13 protein-coding genes are annotated in these 17,541 nt (G+C 42.5%); 3 read left to right on the top strand and 10 right to left on the bottom strand.

All coding sequences use genetic code 11. From position 1 onward, the window contains the following. The 8 genes from rlmN to ACESZG_RS07950 form a co-directional block, all read right to left on the bottom strand. Positions 1-1,041: a 23S rRNA (adenine(2503)-C(2))-methyltransferase RlmN gene (rlmN, locus tag ACESZG_RS07985; protein WP_025578161.1), complete on the bottom strand. Its 1,041-nt coding sequence runs from the start codon at positions 1,039-1,041 to the stop codon at positions 1-3. A gap of 3 nt (positions 1,042-1,044) precedes the next feature. Next, positions 1,045-2,397: a 16S rRNA (cytosine(967)-C(5))-methyltransferase RsmB gene (gene rsmB, locus ACESZG_RS07980; RefSeq protein ID WP_022380481.1), complete on the bottom strand. Its 1,353-nt coding sequence runs from the start codon at positions 2,395-2,397 to the stop codon at positions 1,045-1,047. Further along, on the bottom strand, positions 2,390-3,085 hold the full coding sequence (locus tag ACESZG_RS07975; protein ID WP_118571206.1) for a zinc metallopeptidase: 696 nt from the start codon (positions 3,083-3,085) through the stop codon (positions 2,390-2,392). Before ACESZG_RS07975 ends, rsmB begins: the two co-directional genes overlap by 8 nt. A 4-nt stretch (positions 3,086-3,089) precedes the next feature. Further along, positions 3,090-4,037 (bottom strand): methionyl-tRNA formyltransferase, encoded by a 948-nt coding sequence (fmt, locus tag ACESZG_RS07970; RefSeq protein WP_118330181.1) that lies wholly within the window; start codon positions 4,035-4,037, stop codon positions 3,090-3,092. A 7-nt stretch (positions 4,038-4,044) separates the two neighbouring features. Then, a complete protein-coding gene (gene def / locus ACESZG_RS07965) occupies positions 4,045-4,521 on the bottom strand; it encodes a peptide deformylase (RefSeq protein WP_008706495.1) in 477 nt (158 codons plus the stop codon). Positions 4,522-4,690: 169 nt separating this feature from the next. Then, positions 4,691-6,910 (bottom strand): primosomal protein N', encoded by a 2,220-nt coding sequence (gene priA / locus ACESZG_RS07960; protein WP_373217929.1) that lies wholly within the window; start codon positions 6,908-6,910, stop codon positions 4,691-4,693. Positions 6,911-6,936: 26 nt separating this feature from the next. Next, complete coding sequence (locus ACESZG_RS07955) at positions 6,937-8,394, bottom strand: UDP-N-acetylmuramoyl-L-alanyl-D-glutamate--2,6-diaminopimelate ligase (RefSeq protein WP_025578170.1); 1,458 nt, start codon at positions 8,392-8,394, stop codon at positions 6,937-6,939. Positions 8,395-8,690: 296 nt separating this feature from the next. After that, positions 8,691-10,502, bottom strand: a complete 1,812-nt coding sequence (locus ACESZG_RS07950; RefSeq protein ID WP_373217927.1) for an LPXTG cell wall anchor domain-containing protein — start codon at positions 10,500-10,502, stop codon at positions 8,691-8,693. Between the two features lie 691 nt (positions 10,503-11,193). On the opposite strand from ACESZG_RS07950, the gene arcC reads away from it, so the two are divergent. After that, a complete protein-coding gene (gene arcC / locus ACESZG_RS07945) occupies positions 11,194-12,126 on the top strand; it encodes a carbamate kinase (RefSeq protein WP_008706491.1) in 933 nt (310 codons plus the stop codon). Between the two features lie 163 nt (positions 12,127-12,289). Here arcC and nrdD read toward each other — a convergent pair whose 3' ends face one another. Together nrdD and ACESZG_RS07935 are read right to left on the bottom strand one after the other, a co-directional pair. Then, the gene (nrdD, locus tag ACESZG_RS07940) at positions 12,290-14,425 is read right to left on the bottom strand and encodes an anaerobic ribonucleoside-triphosphate reductase (RefSeq protein ID WP_020993622.1); all 2,136 of its coding nucleotides are present in this window, start codon (positions 14,423-14,425) and stop codon (positions 12,290-12,292) included. Positions 14,426-14,545: 120 nt separating this feature from the next. Beyond that, entirely contained in the window at positions 14,546-15,535 is a 990-nt protein-coding gene (locus ACESZG_RS07935) for a hypothetical protein (RefSeq protein WP_055059325.1), read from the bottom strand. Positions 15,536-15,976: 441 nt separating this feature from the next. On the opposite strand from ACESZG_RS07935, the gene asnA reads away from it, so the two are divergent. Further along, positions 15,977-16,984 (top strand): aspartate--ammonia ligase, encoded by a 1,008-nt coding sequence (gene asnA / locus ACESZG_RS07930; protein WP_008706487.1) that lies wholly within the window; start codon positions 15,977-15,979, stop codon positions 16,982-16,984. Between the two features lie 108 nt (positions 16,985-17,092). Continuing rightward, on the top strand, positions 17,093-17,518 hold the full coding sequence (locus ACESZG_RS07925) for a CBS domain-containing protein (RefSeq protein WP_022380489.1): 426 nt from the start codon (positions 17,093-17,095) through the stop codon (positions 17,516-17,518). The last annotated feature ends 23 nt before the right edge of the window (positions 17,519-17,541 follow it).

Here is a 17,541-nt window from a genome sequence, read left to right as displayed (position 1 = left end):
TCACTTCTCGCTTTCTGTTTTTTCCATATAACTTTTTCTTAACTGTCCACAGGCACCATCAATATCACTGCCCATTTCTCTTCTAATAGTAACATTTATTCCACATTTTTCAAGTTTTATTTTGAAATTCTCCACAGCCTGTCTTGTTGAACGCACAAAGGAACGTTCCTTAATAGGGTTTACCGGGATCAGATTTACATGGCAGTTCATATCTCTGATTCTGCCGGAAAGTTCCCTTGCATCCTCATCGCTGTCATTAACTCCTGCTACCAGACTGTATTCAAATGTGATCCTACGCCCGGTTTCTTTAAAATAATAACGGCAGGCTTCCAGAACCTCATCCATGCTGTATTTGTTTGCGATCGGCATCAGTTCCCGTCGCTTCACATCATTAGGTGCGTGAAGGGAAAGTGCAAGTGTCATCTGAAGCTTTTCTTTTGCAAGGTCATAAATCTTCGGAACCAGCCCACAGGTAGATACAGTCAGGTTTCTCTGACTGATATGAAGTCCTCCGTCTTCTGTCAGGATATGTATAAACCTGAGAAGATTTTCATAATTATCAAGAGGTTCCCCCGTTCCCATGACCACAACATTGGAAACTCTTTCTCCTGTCAGAGCCTGTATCCTGTATATCTGATCCAGCATTTCTGACGGGAGAAGACATCTGGTCAGTCCTCCTATGGTAGATGCACAGAATCTGCATCCCATGCGGCATCCCACCTGAGAAGAAATACAGACAGAATTTCCATGTTTATACCGCATGAGAACACTCTCTATCACATTTCCATCACTGAGACGGAACAGATACTTCTGTGTACCATCAATCCGGGATGTCTGTACATCTACCATCTTCAGTGCTGTGACAGGATATTCTTTCAGTTTTTCCCTCAGGCTTTTGGAAAGATTTGTCATCTCATCATAAGAAGTAACAAGGTGTTCATGCAGCCAGCTGTAAATCTGCTTCGCACGAAAAGGCTTATCTCCCAGAGTGGTCATCAGTTTCTTTAATTCGTCGATCGTCATTGACTTAATGTCTGTCATTACTTATTTTCTCCTGAATTTTGCAATAAAGAAGCCATCTGTTTTGTGTACTCCCGGCAGAAGCTGAAGATAACCCAGAGCTGTTGTCTCAGAATGCAGTTCTTCCGGAAGATACGGATCAATACTCTCCAGTTTGAACGGATGATTATTCATAAACCACAACATGTTCTCTTCATTCTCTTCCTTTGCGATAGTACAGGTACTAAATACCAGCACTCCGCCCGGTTTCACATATTCTGCCGCATTGTCAAGGATTGTTCTCTGAAGGATTACAATCTCTTCCTGCTTCTGTGCTGTCACCCTGTATTTGATCTCCGGCTTCTTTCCAATTACTCCATATCCGGAACATGGGACATCTGCCAGAACGACATCTGCCTTGAGTTCTGAATCTACATCAAATACCGTAGCATCCATCACATGAGCCTGCACATTAATGCAGTCTGTTCTGTGAATATTCTCTTCGATCATATCCACTTTGTACTGGCTGATATCGCGTGCATCTACTGTTCCGTAATCTCCCATTTTATCTGCAACATGGAGACTCTTTCCACCAGGTGCTGCGCACATATCTATCACATAATCCCCTTTTTGCGGATCTGCAATTTCTGCCACCAGCATGGAGCTTACATCCTGCACCTGGATTTTCCCCTGTATAAATGCATCCAGTGCAAGAATATGGTTATAATTTGAAATTTCATATGCATAGGGAAGATAAGGTGCAGGTTTCACTTCCACTCCCTGATCGACCAGGCTCTCATAAATCTCTTTCTGTGGATATTTATGAGTTCTGCATCGTACTGTGATCGGTTTCTCAGTGAGAAACTCTGTAAGGATCTTTTCTGTTTTTTCTTCCCCGTAATCCTCAAGCCAACGGTTTACCAGTGTTTCCGGCATAGAATATCTGACAGACAGATATCTGACCCGATTTTCTTCTCTTGAAGGAAGTTTCAGATTTTTCCACTCTCTGGCAATCGTACGAAGAACACCGTTTACAAAAGGTTTCAGGCTGTAAAAGCCTTTTCTCTGTGCCAGCTTCACCGCTTCATTACACACTGCGCTGTCCGGCACACTGTCCATAAACCTGATCTGATAAACTGCACTTCTCAGGATTTCCCTGATCACAGGCTTCATTTTATCTACAGATACTTTTGAATATGAATCAATAATATAATCTATTAAAATACGATATTCCAGTGTTCCTTCACAGACTCTGGTAATAAAAGCTCTCTCCTGTCTTGGAAGGAACTGATATTTGGAAAGAGCATTGCGGATTGCAATATGGCTGTGTTTTCCCTCTTCCTCGATTTCCAGTAATATCTGTAATATCAGTTCTCTTGTATTTATTCCATTAGTCACGGTCTCTTCCTCCGGCAAGTATGATCAGTCTTAAAAGCTGCAGGATTGATGAAGCAAGTGCTGCAACATAGGTGAGTGCTGCCGCTGTAAGAACCTTCCTTGCACCTTTTACCTCATCGTTTCCAAGCATTCCTGAACTTCCAAGCATTTTCAACGCTCTTGAAGAAGCATTGAATTCTACCGGAAGAGTTACAAGCTGAAAAAGAACCGCAAATGTAAACAAAATGATTCCAACAGTCAGCAATGGACGGATTGAGAAAATCAGTCCTGCCAGAAACAATGGCCAGGAAAGTGTGGAACCGATGTTTGCAACAGGCACAATCGCAGAGCGAAGATTCAATGGCACATAGTTAGTCGCATGCTGAATAGCATGTCCACATTCATGCGCAGCCACCCCGATCGCAGCCACAGATGTTTTATCATATACATCCTGGGAAAGTGCAAGTTTCTTACTTCCCGGATCATAGTGGTCTGTCAGGCTGCCGGATATGGGTACTACCGTAACATCCGTAATTCCCGACATACGAAGAATCCGTCTGGCAGCATCGGCACCTGTAAGCCCCGATGCACTGCGCACTCTGCTGTAAACAGAAAACGTACTCTTTACCTTTGCAGATGCCAGTAAAGACAGCACCATTCCGATAACGAGCAGTAAATACGTAGGATCAAAATAATAATATCCGTACATCTAATCACTCCTTATGATCTGTAAAAACAATTCCATTTTCAATGTGATATCCCCGGAGAAAGGCTTCTGTTTCCATACGCTTCTTACCTTCCAGCTGTATCTCTGTAAGAATCAGCACTCCTTCTCCACATGCTGTATGGATCCCCTCTTTATCTGCCAGGAAGATTGTTCCCGGAACAGCATCTGTTTTCTCAGTGCTGACTTTACATTTCCACACTTTCAGAGTTTTTCCATTAAGAAATGTATAAGCACTTGGCCATGGATTCAGGCCGCGTACAAGGCGTTCCAGTTCTTCTGCAGATTTTCTGAAATCCATCAGTCCCATCTGTTTGGTGATCATAGCCGCATAAGGTGTAGGACTCTCCTCCGGCTGTTTTTCAAACTCCGCGGTTCCCTGCTCAATAGATGGAAGCGTCTTGATCAGCAGATCCGCACCGGCCTGCGCAAGTTTTCCAAACAGGCTTCCACCTGTTTCTGTCGGAGAGATCGGAATCACTATCTTTGAAATCATATCACCGGTATCAAGACCTTCTCCCATCTGCTGGATCGTTACACCTGATACTTTTTCCCCGTCGATCACAGCCTGCTGGATAGGCGCTGCTCCTCTGTATTTCGGAAGAAGAGACGCATGAATATTGATACATCCAAATTTCGGAAGTTCCAGGATTTCTTTTGGAATAATCTGTCCATATGCAGCAACAACTATGATATCAGGATTGATTTCTTTCAAAATCTCCAGAAATTCAGGGTTATTTCTCACTTTCTCCGGCTGATATACCGGAATATCGTGCATAACGGCTTCTTCTTTTACAGGTGTTGGCAATAATGTCTTACCTCTGCCTTTTGGTTTGTCAGGCTGGGTCACTACTGCTGCCACCGCATATCCGGCTTCTGTCAGTGCATGTAATGACGGCACTGCGAAATCCGGTGTTCCCATAAATACTATCTTCATTTGATTATCACTCCTCATCCTCATCATAGGAAACCTGATGAAGTTCTCCTTCTACCAGTTCTGTATACATATGTCCGTCCAGATGATCGATCTCATGGCAGAAAGCACGCGCAAGAAGACCTTCCCCTTCATATTCTACTTCATTCATATCTTCATCCAGAGCTTTTACCTTTACATAGTTCGGACGTGTTACCTGACCAGCCATTCCAGGTACACTTAAACATCCTTCATCACCAGTCTGTTCGCCTGATGTTTCAAGGATTTCAGGATTGATCAGCACGATAGGACCTTCTCCTATATCAATCACAACAATACGCTTCAGCATACCTACCTGTGGTGCCGCGAGGCCAACTCCCATTGCATCATACATGGTTTCAAGCATATCCCCGATCAGATCATGAATACGTGGTGTCATCTTTTCTACCGGTCTGCTGACCTTTGCAAGTACTTCATCGCCCTGTAATCTGATTTTTCTAAGTGCCATTTCTTTATTCTCCTCTTCTTTGATTATGATGTTAGGATCAAAAGATATTTTGCCCCTAACCTGATATCTTGATTATTGTTATATCACGATTTCAGAAATTACTGCCTGTCGGATTTCCTTTCTGCAGCAGATTACTTCAGTAATGAGATTTTGAAAAACTCTGCCATAATTAACTGAAATCAAATTGTATGTATATTTTCCGGAAACCGGAATTTATCTCTATGTATTTCTCCAGCTGGTCTTTGATGTGTACCAGCGTTTTATGATCTTTATGTTTTAAATAGATAACCTGTCTGTAAATATCCTTAACTTTTCCAACTGACGCATATGCCGGGCCAATGATATGCAGGTCATTTTCTCTGTATATCCTTTCTATATAAAGTTTCAGATAATACATGGCCTGAACCAGTTTCTCATCTTCCGGACCTGAACCCAGAACTGCCAGCATATGTGCCGCAGGCGGATAATCCAGAAGCATACGGTAACTCATCTCTTCCTCATAGAATGCCTGATAATTCTGCACTGCCGCCGCCTGAATACTGTAATGATCCGGATGATAGGTCTGGATCACTGCCTCTCCCGGTTTTTCCCCCCGTCCTCCCCGGCCGACTGCCTGACAGAGAAGCTGAAAGGTACGTTCCGCACATCGATAATCCTCTGCATTCAGCGAAAGATCCGCTGCTACTATTCCCATGAGTGTGACATCCGGAAAATCATGCCCCTTAACGATCATCTGTGTTCCGATCAGTATATCTGCCTCATGAGCAGCAAAAGCTGCAAGGATCTTTTCATAGCTGCCCTTGGTTCTTGTTGTATCAAAATCCATTCTGAGAGTCCTGACTTCTGGAAAATCTTCCCGCACTACCTTCTCGATCTGCTGTGTTCCTGCCTTAAATCCGCCAATATAAGGCGATCCGCACACCGGGCATATCCGGGGTTTTCCTGTCTCATATCCACAGTAATGACATAAAAGCCTTTCATTATTATGCTCCGAAAGAGAAACATCACAATGCGGACACTTCATCACATGTCCACAGGACCGGCAGGATACAAAACCTGCGTATCCTCTTCTGTTCAGAAAAAGCATTACCTGTTCTTTTTTCTCAAACCGGCCTTTCATCTTTTGCCGGAGTTCTCTGCTCAGTACAGACCTGTTTCCTGCTTTTAATTCCTCACGCAGGTCTACGATGGAAACCCGGGGCAGAGGTCTGCTTCCATATCTTGTCATCAGCCTGACCAGACTATATTCCCCATTCATTGCCTTACTGTAGGCTTCCACTGATGGAGTAGCTGAACCCATTACCACATTTGCATGTTCTAAAACAGCTCTCTGGATTGCAGTTTCCCTTGCATGATAACGGGGTGTGCTTTCACTTTTATAGCTTGGTTCATGTTCTTCATCAATAATGATCAGTCCCAGACTGGCAAATGGCGTAAACAGCGCAGATCTGGGACCGATCATCACCTGGACTTCTCCCTTTTTCGCACGTTTAAACTGATCATAGCGTTCTCCCTGAGACTGTCTGGAATTGATAACTGATACTTTATCCCCAAATCTGGCATAAAATCTGCGTACCGTCTGATATGTCAGAGCAATCTCCGGAATCAGCACGATTACTTCTTTTCCCTGAGAAAGCGTCTGCTCGATCAGCTTTATATACACCTGGGTTTTCCCGCTCCCTGTCACTCCCTCGATCAGTACAGGCTTCGGCGATGGTTTTTCCCACTCTCTCTGTATCTGTTTTACTGCCGCTTCCTGTTCATCTGTAAGCGGCATTCGCCTTTCTCCGGAAATATCACCTGTATTCAGTGAAGTTCTCATTATCTCATCATATTCTATGCGGATAATCCCCTGCTCCTGAAATTTCTTTACAACAGCAGAAGTTGTCCCCAGTTCTTTCGCCGCATGTGTATAATCCAGTCTTTTTTTCTCCAGAAGTTCCCTCAGAAGTCTTGTTCTGGCTTTAAACCTTGTTTGTTCAAGTTCTTTCAGCAACTGCGTTCCCGCCTCTTCGGAAATATCCAGGCATATATATTTTTTCTCTTTTGCCTTGATTTTCTCCTGGATAGGAAGTACTGTCCTGAGAGCCTGGATCATGGTGGAACCATAATTTTCTCTCATCCAGGCTGCCAGGGCGATCAGTCTGGATTCCGTAGTCTCTTCTCCACTGCAGATTTCACTGATTTCTTTAATCTTTTCGGGAGCAATTTTCGGTTTATCTGACAATCCGATCACATATCCTTTACGCACCCGGCCGGCATTTCCAAAAGGGATGGCTGCCACCATCCCTGCCTTTATTTTCTTCTCCAGCCTTTCCGGTACACGATATTGAAAACTCCGGTCCAGTTTATCACTGGAAATATCAATTATTATATCAGCATATATCATGAACTTATTCCTGTTTGACCCGCTACCTATTTACCAGCAAGAATATCTGCGATCAGGACACGTTCATCCATAGGATATTTCTTTCCTTTAATTTCCTGATAATCCTCATGTCCCTTACCTGCCAGAACTATAATATCCCCCGGCTCTCCATGATGAATCGCATAGGCGATGGCTTCTTTTCTGTCCGGAATCTCTACATATTTTCCATCGGTTTTTGCCATACCGATCTTGATATCATCGATGATCGCCTGTGGTTCTTCATCACGTGGATTATCAGAGGTAATGATGGTAAGGTCTGCAAGCTTTCCGGAAACCTCTCCCATCTCATAGCGGCGAAGCTTCGATCTGTTGCCTCCGCATCCAAACAGACATACCAGTCTGTGGGGATGATATTCTTTCAAAGTGGTCAGAAGACTCTCCAGAGCCATGGCATTATGCGCGTAATCGATCATCAGAGTAAAATCATCGGATACTTTTACCATTTCGATACGGCCTTTTACCTTAGCTACTTTTAAGGCTTTGAGAATGTTCTCTTCCGAAACCTTAAAATGACGGCAGATCGCGATTGCTGTCAATGAATTGTAGATGCTGAATTTACCGGGAATATCTATCTCTACATGAAAATCCAGAAGTCCTTTCAGATGGTAGGAAATACCCAGATATCCTTTACCTCCGACCAGCTTTGCATCTTCCGCACGAAGGTCTGCTTCCGGTGAAAATCCATAAGTTTCCAGGCTGCATGTATGACCTTCAATAATCTTCTCGAAATGTTCATCATCTCTGTTTACAATTCCTACCTTGCACTGTTTCAGAAGTAAGGACTTGCATCTGAGATAATCATCAAAATCCTTATGTTCATTTGGTCCGATATGATCCGGCTCAATATTTGTAAAAATACCAAAATCGAAAACAAATCCCTGAGTTCTGTGAAGCATCAGTCCCTGGGAGGAAACTTCCATAACCACACAGTCACAGCCGGCTTCTGCCATCTCATGGAAATATTCCTGAATCACATAAGACTCCGGTGTTGTGTTCTTTGCAGGAATCACTTTGTCACCGATGATCGCTTCAATGGTTCCGATCAGTCCCACTTTATATCCGGCATTTTCCAGAATAGATTTTACCATATACGTAGTGGTTGTTTTTCCTTTTGTTCCTGTGATACCAATTGTTTTCAGTTTCTCTGCGGGATATCCGAAATATGCGGCAGAAATAAACGCCATTGCATATCGTGTATCTTTCACAAGAATGACTGTCACATCTTCCGGTGCTTCCACAGCTTCTTCCACGATCAGAACCTTTGCTCCTTTTGCAACTACATCCGGCACAAATTTATGGCCATCCACCACTGCACCGCGGATACAGATAAAAAGAGAGCCCTCTTCTACTTTCCGGGAATCATAAATCACATTTTTTACTTCCTGGTCTGTACTGCCCTGAAGACATGTATATTCCAGCTTTTCCAGTAAGGATATTAATTTCATTTTAATCCTCCATATCATTTCCTGCCTGCCTGAATTTCATACAGCCTCTGCGGCAATTTCGTTACTGTTCACTCCGTTCACAGTAACTTAGCCAAAATTCATTCCAGATTGCCTGCGGCAATGGAATTTTGGCTTGTATGTCTCGGGATTTTGGCATATTCATGCCAAAACACCTCGCGGGATAGTGATGTGTGAACAGTAACGCAATTTCTTTAAAGTCAGGCAGAGGTGTTTTACTAAAGCGTATATTCTATATAAGAATAGCACACCTCCCCTGTCGTTTCAACGTTGTTTCTCTACTTCTGCTGTTTTTTTGTCTTCCTGTAACAGAATGCACTGACTCCGGACATGATTGCAAAAATCCCCAGTACAATATACAAAGCCGTTTCTGTCTCATCTCCTGTACGTGGTTTGGAAGCAGTAGTATAAGCACTTCCGGACTTTGAGTCATATCCATAACTCTGGGAAGCCAGAGATGCCGGTTGCGGCGTAACTGTAACAATATTATCAGTTTCCTTTAATTCTACGTTTGCCTTAGATGTCATTGCCTGTGTACCAGTCTCATCAGATGTAACGATTACCTCATTGATCAATTCCTGACTTGCCATATATTGTGGAACAGTCACTGTGGCGTAAAGTGCAAAAGCCTCTCCCGGTGCGATCTGCGGAATCAGCGCCTGTGTGCCTGTGCTGTTTAATGTTACGCCCTCTTTCCTGACAAAGTTTGCCTGAATACCGGCATTTTGGAATCTTTCTGTACTGAGAACCGAATGAAGTGTCCGCTCACCTGTATTCCTGATGCAGATCTGATATGTGATCGTATCTCCCGGATATGCCTGTGTTCTGTCCGCAGTTTTCTCCACCTCAAAAGCCGCCTTTAATGCAATGACTTCTGTTTCGACTGATTTCTGACATCCAATACTTTCTTCCTTTCCCGGATATTTCGCTTTTACAGTTACTGTATGAATAAGCTCTCCTGCCTGCTCTTCTGTAAGCTGTACTGTCATCTGAAGATTTCTGATTTCTCCTGCCTTAAGACCTGAAATAATTCCCTGCATACCATTTGCAGTAAATCCCTCTTCCTGTTTCCATTCGGCTTTTATATTATCCTGAGAAAAAACACTGGATATCTCTATATTTTCCAGAGGTAATTCTCCTGTATTCTCTACAGACAATATATAATTAAGGTTCTGCCCTGCACGTACCTCTTTCGTCTCCTGCTGTAACCGGGCTGTGATCCCTGTTTTTGCCTCCTGTACGGAAAGCAGAGCTGAAGGAGTTTCTGCAACAGTCCGGGTTTCATCCCCTGATTTCATCCAGAAATACGCACCTGTCCCCTCCCAATCTTTGCAAAGCGGTGCATCCTGGCACAGAGGATAATCTGTTTTTACAGAAGAAATACGATATTCTTCACGCAGAGACACCGGCACTTTCATGGTAAAGATATCTGTTTCCGCATCTGAAAGTGCAGTCTCACAGGTCAGCTTTGTAATCTGGGTTGTCTCACCTTTCTTATTTTGTATCTGTACGGATTCAGCCTGCAGATCATTCTTTAACGCTTCTGCATTTACCTGAAAATATTCTGAAATATATACAGTCAGAAAATATCTGGTTTTATCTTCCCTGATCTCATTTTGGTTCTCCTGCTCACTCTGTTGTGTCTGTCCGGTTTCTGTGTCAGATCCTTCTGCGTTTTCTTCTGCCTTCCGGTATTCTTCGCTTTCTATATCTTCTATATCTATTACTGCACTCTCTGATTCACACTCTGTATTTTCGGAATCCACTTCATCTGTCGTATTTTCTGCTGCTTCTGCTTCTCTCACTTCGCCATCCCATGTACTATTTTCCATCTGCAACTGTCCGTTCTCCGAAGCAGTATTTTCCTGTTGACTTTTGTACAGTTCTTTCAGACCGCTCACTTCCAGTGTCAGTTCTGCCTGAAATTTCTCTTCATCGATCCACTGTGCACTCTGCTTTAAACCCACAGCAGGAACATATAACTCTGCAGCTTCAAATTCTGCTGCTGATACTGCTCCTGCTCCCAAAATCCCGACAGCAGCCGTTATCATGACTGCTTTTTTTAACTGATTCCATATTCTTTTTTCCATTCTCTCATTCTCCTGAATTTTTATTCTATGTCATCTGAGGTACTTCCACTGTCAGAATGATATCGGTACAGTATCTTTCGAGATTATAAGTTCATATCCACAGACATACGCATCTCTCCTCTCTGTTTTGCACAATAAATAAGATTTTCAGAGTTTCTGCTCAGGATTCAAAACCATCTCCCGGACTATCAATAAATAATTGGAAATTTTTGCACCGGACCGGTGCGTGAAAATAAGAATACTGATAACGGCTGTTGCCGATGAATCTACTTTAGCATGTCTATGCTATAAAAACAAGATACCACTTTTTATTTTTCGTATTTGTTTATAATTCTTTTATAAATTTACCGATTGTTTCAGAAATTCGACATACTTTGAACATAATTTTCCCATATAATAGGTCTTGGATAGATGAAAAACCACTCTCTATCTCCCCCCTCAAAAAAACAAAACAGCTCTCACAGAAATGTGAGAGCTGTTTGTTTTTTGTTACTGTTCACTGATAATATCCCGCGAGGTGTTTTTTGAGTTATTTTCTATTGCAATTCTACTGGCAGTCTTTTATAATGTAGGATATCAATATGATTGAATATTTATGATATCAGTGATAAAAAATTTCAAAAATCTTTATATATAAGATCACCCCGCAGATATCATATTTACAGAACATGAAAGAATCGAGGTAATTCCCATGAGCGAAAAAATTACAGTAGTTGCACTGGGCCACAGAGCATTAGGAACCACCTTACCGGAGCAGAAAATCGCTACAAAAAAAGCAGCCAAAGCTGTCGCAGATCTTGTAGAAGCCGGAAATCGTGTAGTCATTTCCCACAGTAACGGTCCACAGGTTGGAATGATCCACACAGCCATGAATGAATTTGGCAAAACACATCCTGACTATACATTTGCACCTATGTCCGTATGTTCGGCAATGAGTCAGGGCTATATCGGATATGACCTCCAGACCGCAATCCGCGCAGAACTTATTTCCCGAGGTATTTATAAACCGGTAGCTACTATCCTTACACAGGTTGTCATTGATCCATATGATGATGCTTTCGCTGAACCTGAGAAGATCATCGGACGTGTCCTTACAGAAGAAGAGGCTGAAACTGAAGAAAGCAAGGGAAACTTTGTCACTAAACTGGCTGACGGCACTTATAAAAGAATCCTGGCAGCTCCGAAACCGCAGAAAATCGTAGAGCTTGAAACAATCCGCACACTTGTAGATGCGGGCCAGGTAGTAATCGCAGCAGGCGGCGGCGGAATCCCGGTTATGGAACAGGGAATCGATCTTCATGGTGCAAGTGCGATCATTGAGAAAGACCTTTCCAGCGGACTTCTTGCACAGGAATTAAATGCAGATACTCTTCTGATCCTTACCAGTGTTGAGAAAGTAAGTCTGAACCTCGGTCAGGACAACGAAGAATATCTTAATACAATTTCTGTAGATGATGCTAAGAAATATATGGCTGACAATCAGTTTGCCCCAGGCTCCATGCTTCCTAAATTCGAAGCCGGAATCTCTTTTATCGAAAAGGGAGATAACAGAAGAACGATCATCACAGATATTGCGCATGCAAAGGATGGATATTTCGAAAAAACCGGAACTATCATTAAATGATTCTATAGCAATCCTCGTAAATAATACATTTAAGAGGATTGCTATATTTTATCTGACAATACAAAAAGACATATACCAGAGCAATACATATCATCTTGCCGGTATATGTCTTTTAATTATCATATTATGATGTCAGATTCAAAAGTTTACCCCTGACCTGATATTACATAGATTTACGTTCCGCAATCTCTGCCATCTTCGCTTCGTTCAGACGAGTATCACCATGCACACGGCTGTAGGAAAGATATCCGTTCATACGGTCAATCTTTGTCAGATTCTTGGAACCGCAGACCGGACACACGTCCATTTCAAGTTCCTCATGTCCGCAGTCATCACAGTAAGCAAGGGAAAGATTTACTCCCTCATAATATCCCAAAGACATGGCTCTGCGAATCAGAGTGCGTATTGCTTCACGATTATAATCGATCGGATAACGTACATACTGAATCTTACCGCCGTTGCACAACTCCCAGAAACGTCCCTCCAGATCCTGTTTTTCAATCGGAGTTACATCTTCAGTCACATGACAGTGGAAACTGTTGCTTACATAAGGACGATCAGAAACCCCTTTCACAATGCCATACATCTTACGGAACTGTTCCACCTGCAGTCCGCATAAACTCTCTGCCGGTGTTCCATAAATTGCATAAAGATAACCATCTTTCTCTTTAAATTCATTTACTTTCCTGTTGATATATTTCAGCACATCCAGTGCAAACTGCCCGTCTTCAGCAATGGATTTGCCATTGTAAAGTTCCTGGAGTTCATTTAATGCAGTGATTCCGAAGGATGCTGTCATTGGTTTCAGAATCTTGCCAATCTTTTCATTCGGTTTCAGATGTCCACCGTAAAATCCTCCCTCACAATATGCCAGCGGGTTGGTTGACGCACGCATCTGTCCCAGATAATCATAGGTACGGATATGCAGATTACGGATCATCTCAAGATAGAAATCCAGCACTTCGTAGAAATCCCTGCTCTCTGCTCTGGCTTTGGCAAGGATCATTGGAAGATGAAGGCTTACCGCACCGATGTTAAATCTTCCCACAAACACAGGAACATCCTTATCATCTGCCGGATACATACCGCCTCTCTCGTACCAGGGGCTTAAGAACGCACGACATCCCATAGGACTTATAACCTTTCCATACTGCTTGTACATACTGGAAATATATCCTTTTCCTGACATGGACAGCCAGTCCGGATACATAGTCTTGGCAGAACAGTCAACCCCTGCCTCAAATACATCCTCACTGATCTTGCCTTTTCCATGGATATTTTCATCATAAAGGAATACGATTTTCGGGAAGAGTACCGGTTTCTTGCGTCCTGCCTTACCCTGTCCGCCTTTATGCACTTCAAGAAGAGAAATACTTGCCATCTTCTCGAACTGCTTTATTCCAAGTCCAAGAGTTACAGTTACAAATGGATAATCCCCTCTGGAAGATCCGACTGTATTCAGCTTATACTCAATCCCCTGCCATCCCTGGTCAAAATCTCTGCGAACTTTGTCAAGCGCATACTCGATCGCACGTTCTTCACGTCCTGTCCAGCTCTCGTCAGAGTATTTCATAAATTCCTGGATATATTTATCGTAACTCTTCTGTGCATAAGGTGCAAGAATCTTGTCTACTTCCGGTACTGTGAATCCGCCATACTGCTGTGCAGCAGTGCTCAGGATAATATCACCCATAACATCAAACGCAGTATCCAGTGTCTTAGGCTCATTGTACCATACATTTCCCATCTCAAATCCGCCGCTGAGTACAGATGCCACATCAAAGAGACAGCAGTTCATGGTATCCAGACGTGCAGACTGGTCATGAATATAAATATAACCATCTTTACATGCCTGAAGTTCATTACGATTCATAAAAAATTTACGATAAAGCTCTTTGTTCAGTTCATTAAAGATCAGGCTTCGCTTTGTAGCTACAAGCGCACTGTCTGTATTGGCATTACTCTTATCACCAATATAACGGATTGCCTGACTCTTGGTATATACATCATCCATCATATGGATAAAGTCAAGTTTGTAATTTCTGTAATCGCGGTAGCTCTTAGCCACTGCCGGGTTCACTCTCTCAAGTGCTCCCTCTACGATGTTGTGCATCTCCTGGATCTCTATCTCATTCTTTCCCAGTGCCTCCGCATGTTCTTCCGCAAACTGGCAGATAAATTCCTTCTCTTTATCCGAAAATGTGTATAAAATTCTGGCTGCCGACTTATTTACTGCTGCTACGATCTTCTGTGAATTAAACTCTTCTCTCGTACCATCTTTCTTTATAACATATATCATACCTTTTGCTCCCATATACAATATATAGTATTTTTTTCTTTCATTCACCACAATTCTCTCTATATGTGGTACGTTTAACAAGTATAGCACAGTCTCTGACAAAAAGAAAGGGGCAAAAAATTATTCGTCATATTGCTGAATTTGATACATGGCAAGATAATTATCTTGACCATCCAGAGATACCACAGATACCTCATCCCCGGCATGTAATTCTATTTTCTCCTCGTGGTCTGCTTCGTCAAATTTTACAGTTTCATCTTTTCCTGAAGAACTTCTGATTTCCAGAGCAACCTTCTCCCAGCCGGACACTATCCTGTATTCTCCCGGATCTATTGTAAAATCATACCCCTGGTCACTGGCATCTATATCGCCAATCTCTGATGCAGTATCATCCGTTCTGACAATATAATTCTCTCCGGTGAACATATACCAGTCCGGATTGCCCCTCTGTTCATCCTGTCCGTTCTTTACTGCACTGATAGTCTCAGACCAGTCATCTGTCCAGTTATTCTCATTACTTTCATTATTTTCATTACTTTCATTATTCTTATTACTCTCATTTACTTCATCAGAACTGCTGTCATCAAAAATACTGTTGAGATCTATGTCAAACTCATCATAGATAAATTCTTCTATCCTGTATCCAATCGTATCCCAATTCTCTGCCATCTGACCTATTATTACCATCAGAATCAGCACAATGATCCAGAAAATTTTGCCTGCCTTGCCGCTCTTTTTCTTCTCACTTTTTGCTGTCTTTTTTCCGGTGCTGTATGTACGGGCAGTCTGTGCGCTGTACGACTGACCTGATGTTTTCTTTGTCCCTGATGTTTGTATTCTTGAAGTTTGTACTTTTGTATTTTGCGTTCTAATAGTCTGTGTTCTGGCAGACGAAGTTTTTGCAGCTTTGGGAACTGTTTTATTTCTGTCAGACAAAGGGATCTCGTTCTCTGCCATTGCTTTTTTCACCTTTGCCGAAGCATGACGATAGTGCTCTGAACGGTCTTCGTTCAGATGATACAGTTCCATATCATTTCTATATGGCATTCCACAATATTTACACCTGCCGTTTACAATTGGTCCATCACAGACCTGACACCTTTTTCCCATATATCTTCCCCCTGAGTTTTATATAAATTTAACGCTTCATTCATTTACACATTTATTTTAACATTTCGCCCCAATCTTGCAAAGCTGAAATTGTGTTACTGTTCGTTCTGGTTACTGCTCACTCCGTTCTCAGTAACACGCTTCGCGATGCACAGAATTTATGCTAATCGCATAAATTCGCGCGGTATGTCTCGGGTTTTCTGTGACCTTCGCTCACAAAAAACACCTCGCGGGATATTACCAGTGAACAGTAACTCGTTCTGTTCTCCGTAACCATAATATCCCGCGAGATACTTCCAAATGAACAGTAATAATTGTCAAACTACCATTTTCCTGTTATAATAGCGTGGGAAAAGATAATGGATATTCAGTAAACAACAATATTTTTTATCAGTTTGCCATAAAATATGCAAATACAGAAATTACAGGAGGAATCCACTCATGGAACAGATTAAAATTCCTGACGGGTATCAGTCATCTTTAAATCTTCACGATACCCAGATTGCCATTAAGACTGTGAAAGATTTCTTTCAGCAGACACTGGCTCAAAAACTGAATCTGCTGCGTGTTTCCGCTCCGGTATTCGTTAATCCGTCATCCGGTCTGAACGATAACTTAAACGGCGTGGAACGTCCGGTAAGCTTTGATATCAAAGGCCAGCCGGAGAATGCTGAGATCGTACACTCTCTCGCCAAATGGAAGAGATATGCATTACAGAAATATGGCTTTGCTCATGGTGAAGGACTTTACACAGACATGATTGCGATCAGAAGAGACGAAGATTTGGACAATATCCACTCCGTATACGTAGATCAGTGGGACTGGGAAAAGATCATCAGCAAGGAAGAACGCAACATGGACACACTTGTTTCCACAGTACGTGCTATCTACAGCGTTCTCCGCAAGACCGAAAAATACATGGCTGTTCAGTACGATTACATCGAAGAAATCCTTCCGAGAGAGATCGCATTTGTCAGCACCCAGGAACTGGTCGACATGTATCCTGATCTCACTCCAAAGGAACGTGAATACAAGATTGTCAAGGAAAAAGGTGCCGTATTCCTTATGCAGGTCGGCAAAACCTTAACCAACGGAGAACGTCATGACGGACGTGCACCGGACTACGATGACTGGGAATTAAACGGTGATATCCTTGTTTATTATCCTGTTCTCGACATTGCTCTGGAGCTTTCTTCCATGGGTATCCGCGTTGACGAGGATGCGCTTGACAGACAGCTTACCATCGCAGGATGTGATGACAGACGCGAGCTTCCTTTCCAGAAAGCAATCTTTAACAAAGAACTTCCATATACTATCGGTGGCGGCATCGGCCAGTCCCGTATCTGTATGTTCTTCCTCAGAAAAGCACACATCGGTGAAGTACATGCTTCCCTGTGGCCGGAAGAAGTAATGAAAGAAGCAGCAGCAAAAGGAGTACAGCTTCTGTAAAAAAGCCATAAACCTGGAATACTCAGAAATCACAGACACACAGATGTGTAAATACACAATGTATATCTGAGTGCCTTATCAGACAAATGTAACGGGGCGAATACAAAAGTGAATATTTTATTTTTTTTAACACCTAAAAGTGATGTAGCATATATATTTGAAAATGAGACTCTTCGTCAGACTCTTGAGAAAATGGAACACAGAAAATTTTCCTGCATTCCGCTTCTGAGTCTGGACGGGAAATATAAAGGAAGTATTTCCGAGGGTGATCTTCTCTGGGGAATGAAAACCTTAAATGTTCCCGGACTGAAAGAAGCAGAGAGCATTTCCATTATGGCAATCCCGCGAAGAGCAACATACAAGGCAGTTCACGCAGATTCTGACATGGAGGATCTGCTGGACAAGGCAATTAACCAGAATTATGTTCCGGTTGTAGATGATCAGGGATACTTTATCGGCATCATCACCCGTAAAGAGATCATTAAATACTGCTACAAAGAACTGAAGAAATATATAAAGGCTTCAGATTCATAAAAAGAGCTGCCGCATTGCAATTT

The sequence above is a fragment of the Blautia sp. Marseille-P2398 genome (assembly GCF_964240315.1).
Lineage (GTDB): Bacteria > Bacillota > Clostridia > Lachnospirales > Lachnospiraceae > Blautia_A > Blautia_A wexlerae.
This window is presented reverse-complemented; position numbering and strand designations above follow the sequence as displayed.

Coding starts and splice junctions, on each gene's coding strand:
- rlmN (WP_025578161.1), bottom strand. CDS start 1,041: ATGACAGACATTAAGTCAATGACGATCGACGAATTAAAGAAACTGATG.
- ACESZG_RS07975 (WP_118571206.1), bottom strand. CDS start 3,085: ATGTACGGATATTATTATTTTGATCCTACGTATTTACTGCTCGTTATC.
- fmt (WP_118330181.1), bottom strand. CDS start 4,037: ATGAAGATAGTATTTATGGGAACACCGGATTTCGCAGTGCCGTCATTA.
- def (WP_008706495.1), bottom strand. CDS start 4,521: ATGGCACTTAGAAAAATCAGATTACAGGGCGATGAAGTACTTGCAAAG.
- priA (WP_373217929.1), bottom strand. CDS start 6,910: ATGATATATGCTGATATAATAATTGATATTTCCAGTGATAAACTGGAC.
- ACESZG_RS07955 (WP_025578170.1), bottom strand. CDS start 8,394: ATGAAATTAATATCCTTACTGGAAAAGCTGGAATATACATGTCTTCAG.
- ACESZG_RS07950 (WP_373217927.1), bottom strand. CDS start 10,502: ATGGAAAAAAGAATATGGAATCAGTTAAAAAAAGCAGTCATGATAACG.
- arcC (WP_008706491.1), top strand. CDS start 11,194: ATGAGCGAAAAAATTACAGTAGTTGCACTGGGCCACAGAGCATTAGGA.
- nrdD (WP_020993622.1), bottom strand. CDS start 14,425: ATGATATATGTTATAAAGAAAGATGGTACGAGAGAAGAGTTTAATTCA.
- ACESZG_RS07935 (WP_055059325.1), bottom strand. CDS start 15,535: ATGGGAAAAAGGTGTCAGGTCTGTGATGGACCAATTGTAAACGGCAGG.
- asnA (WP_008706487.1), top strand. CDS start 15,977: ATGGAACAGATTAAAATTCCTGACGGGTATCAGTCATCTTTAAATCTT.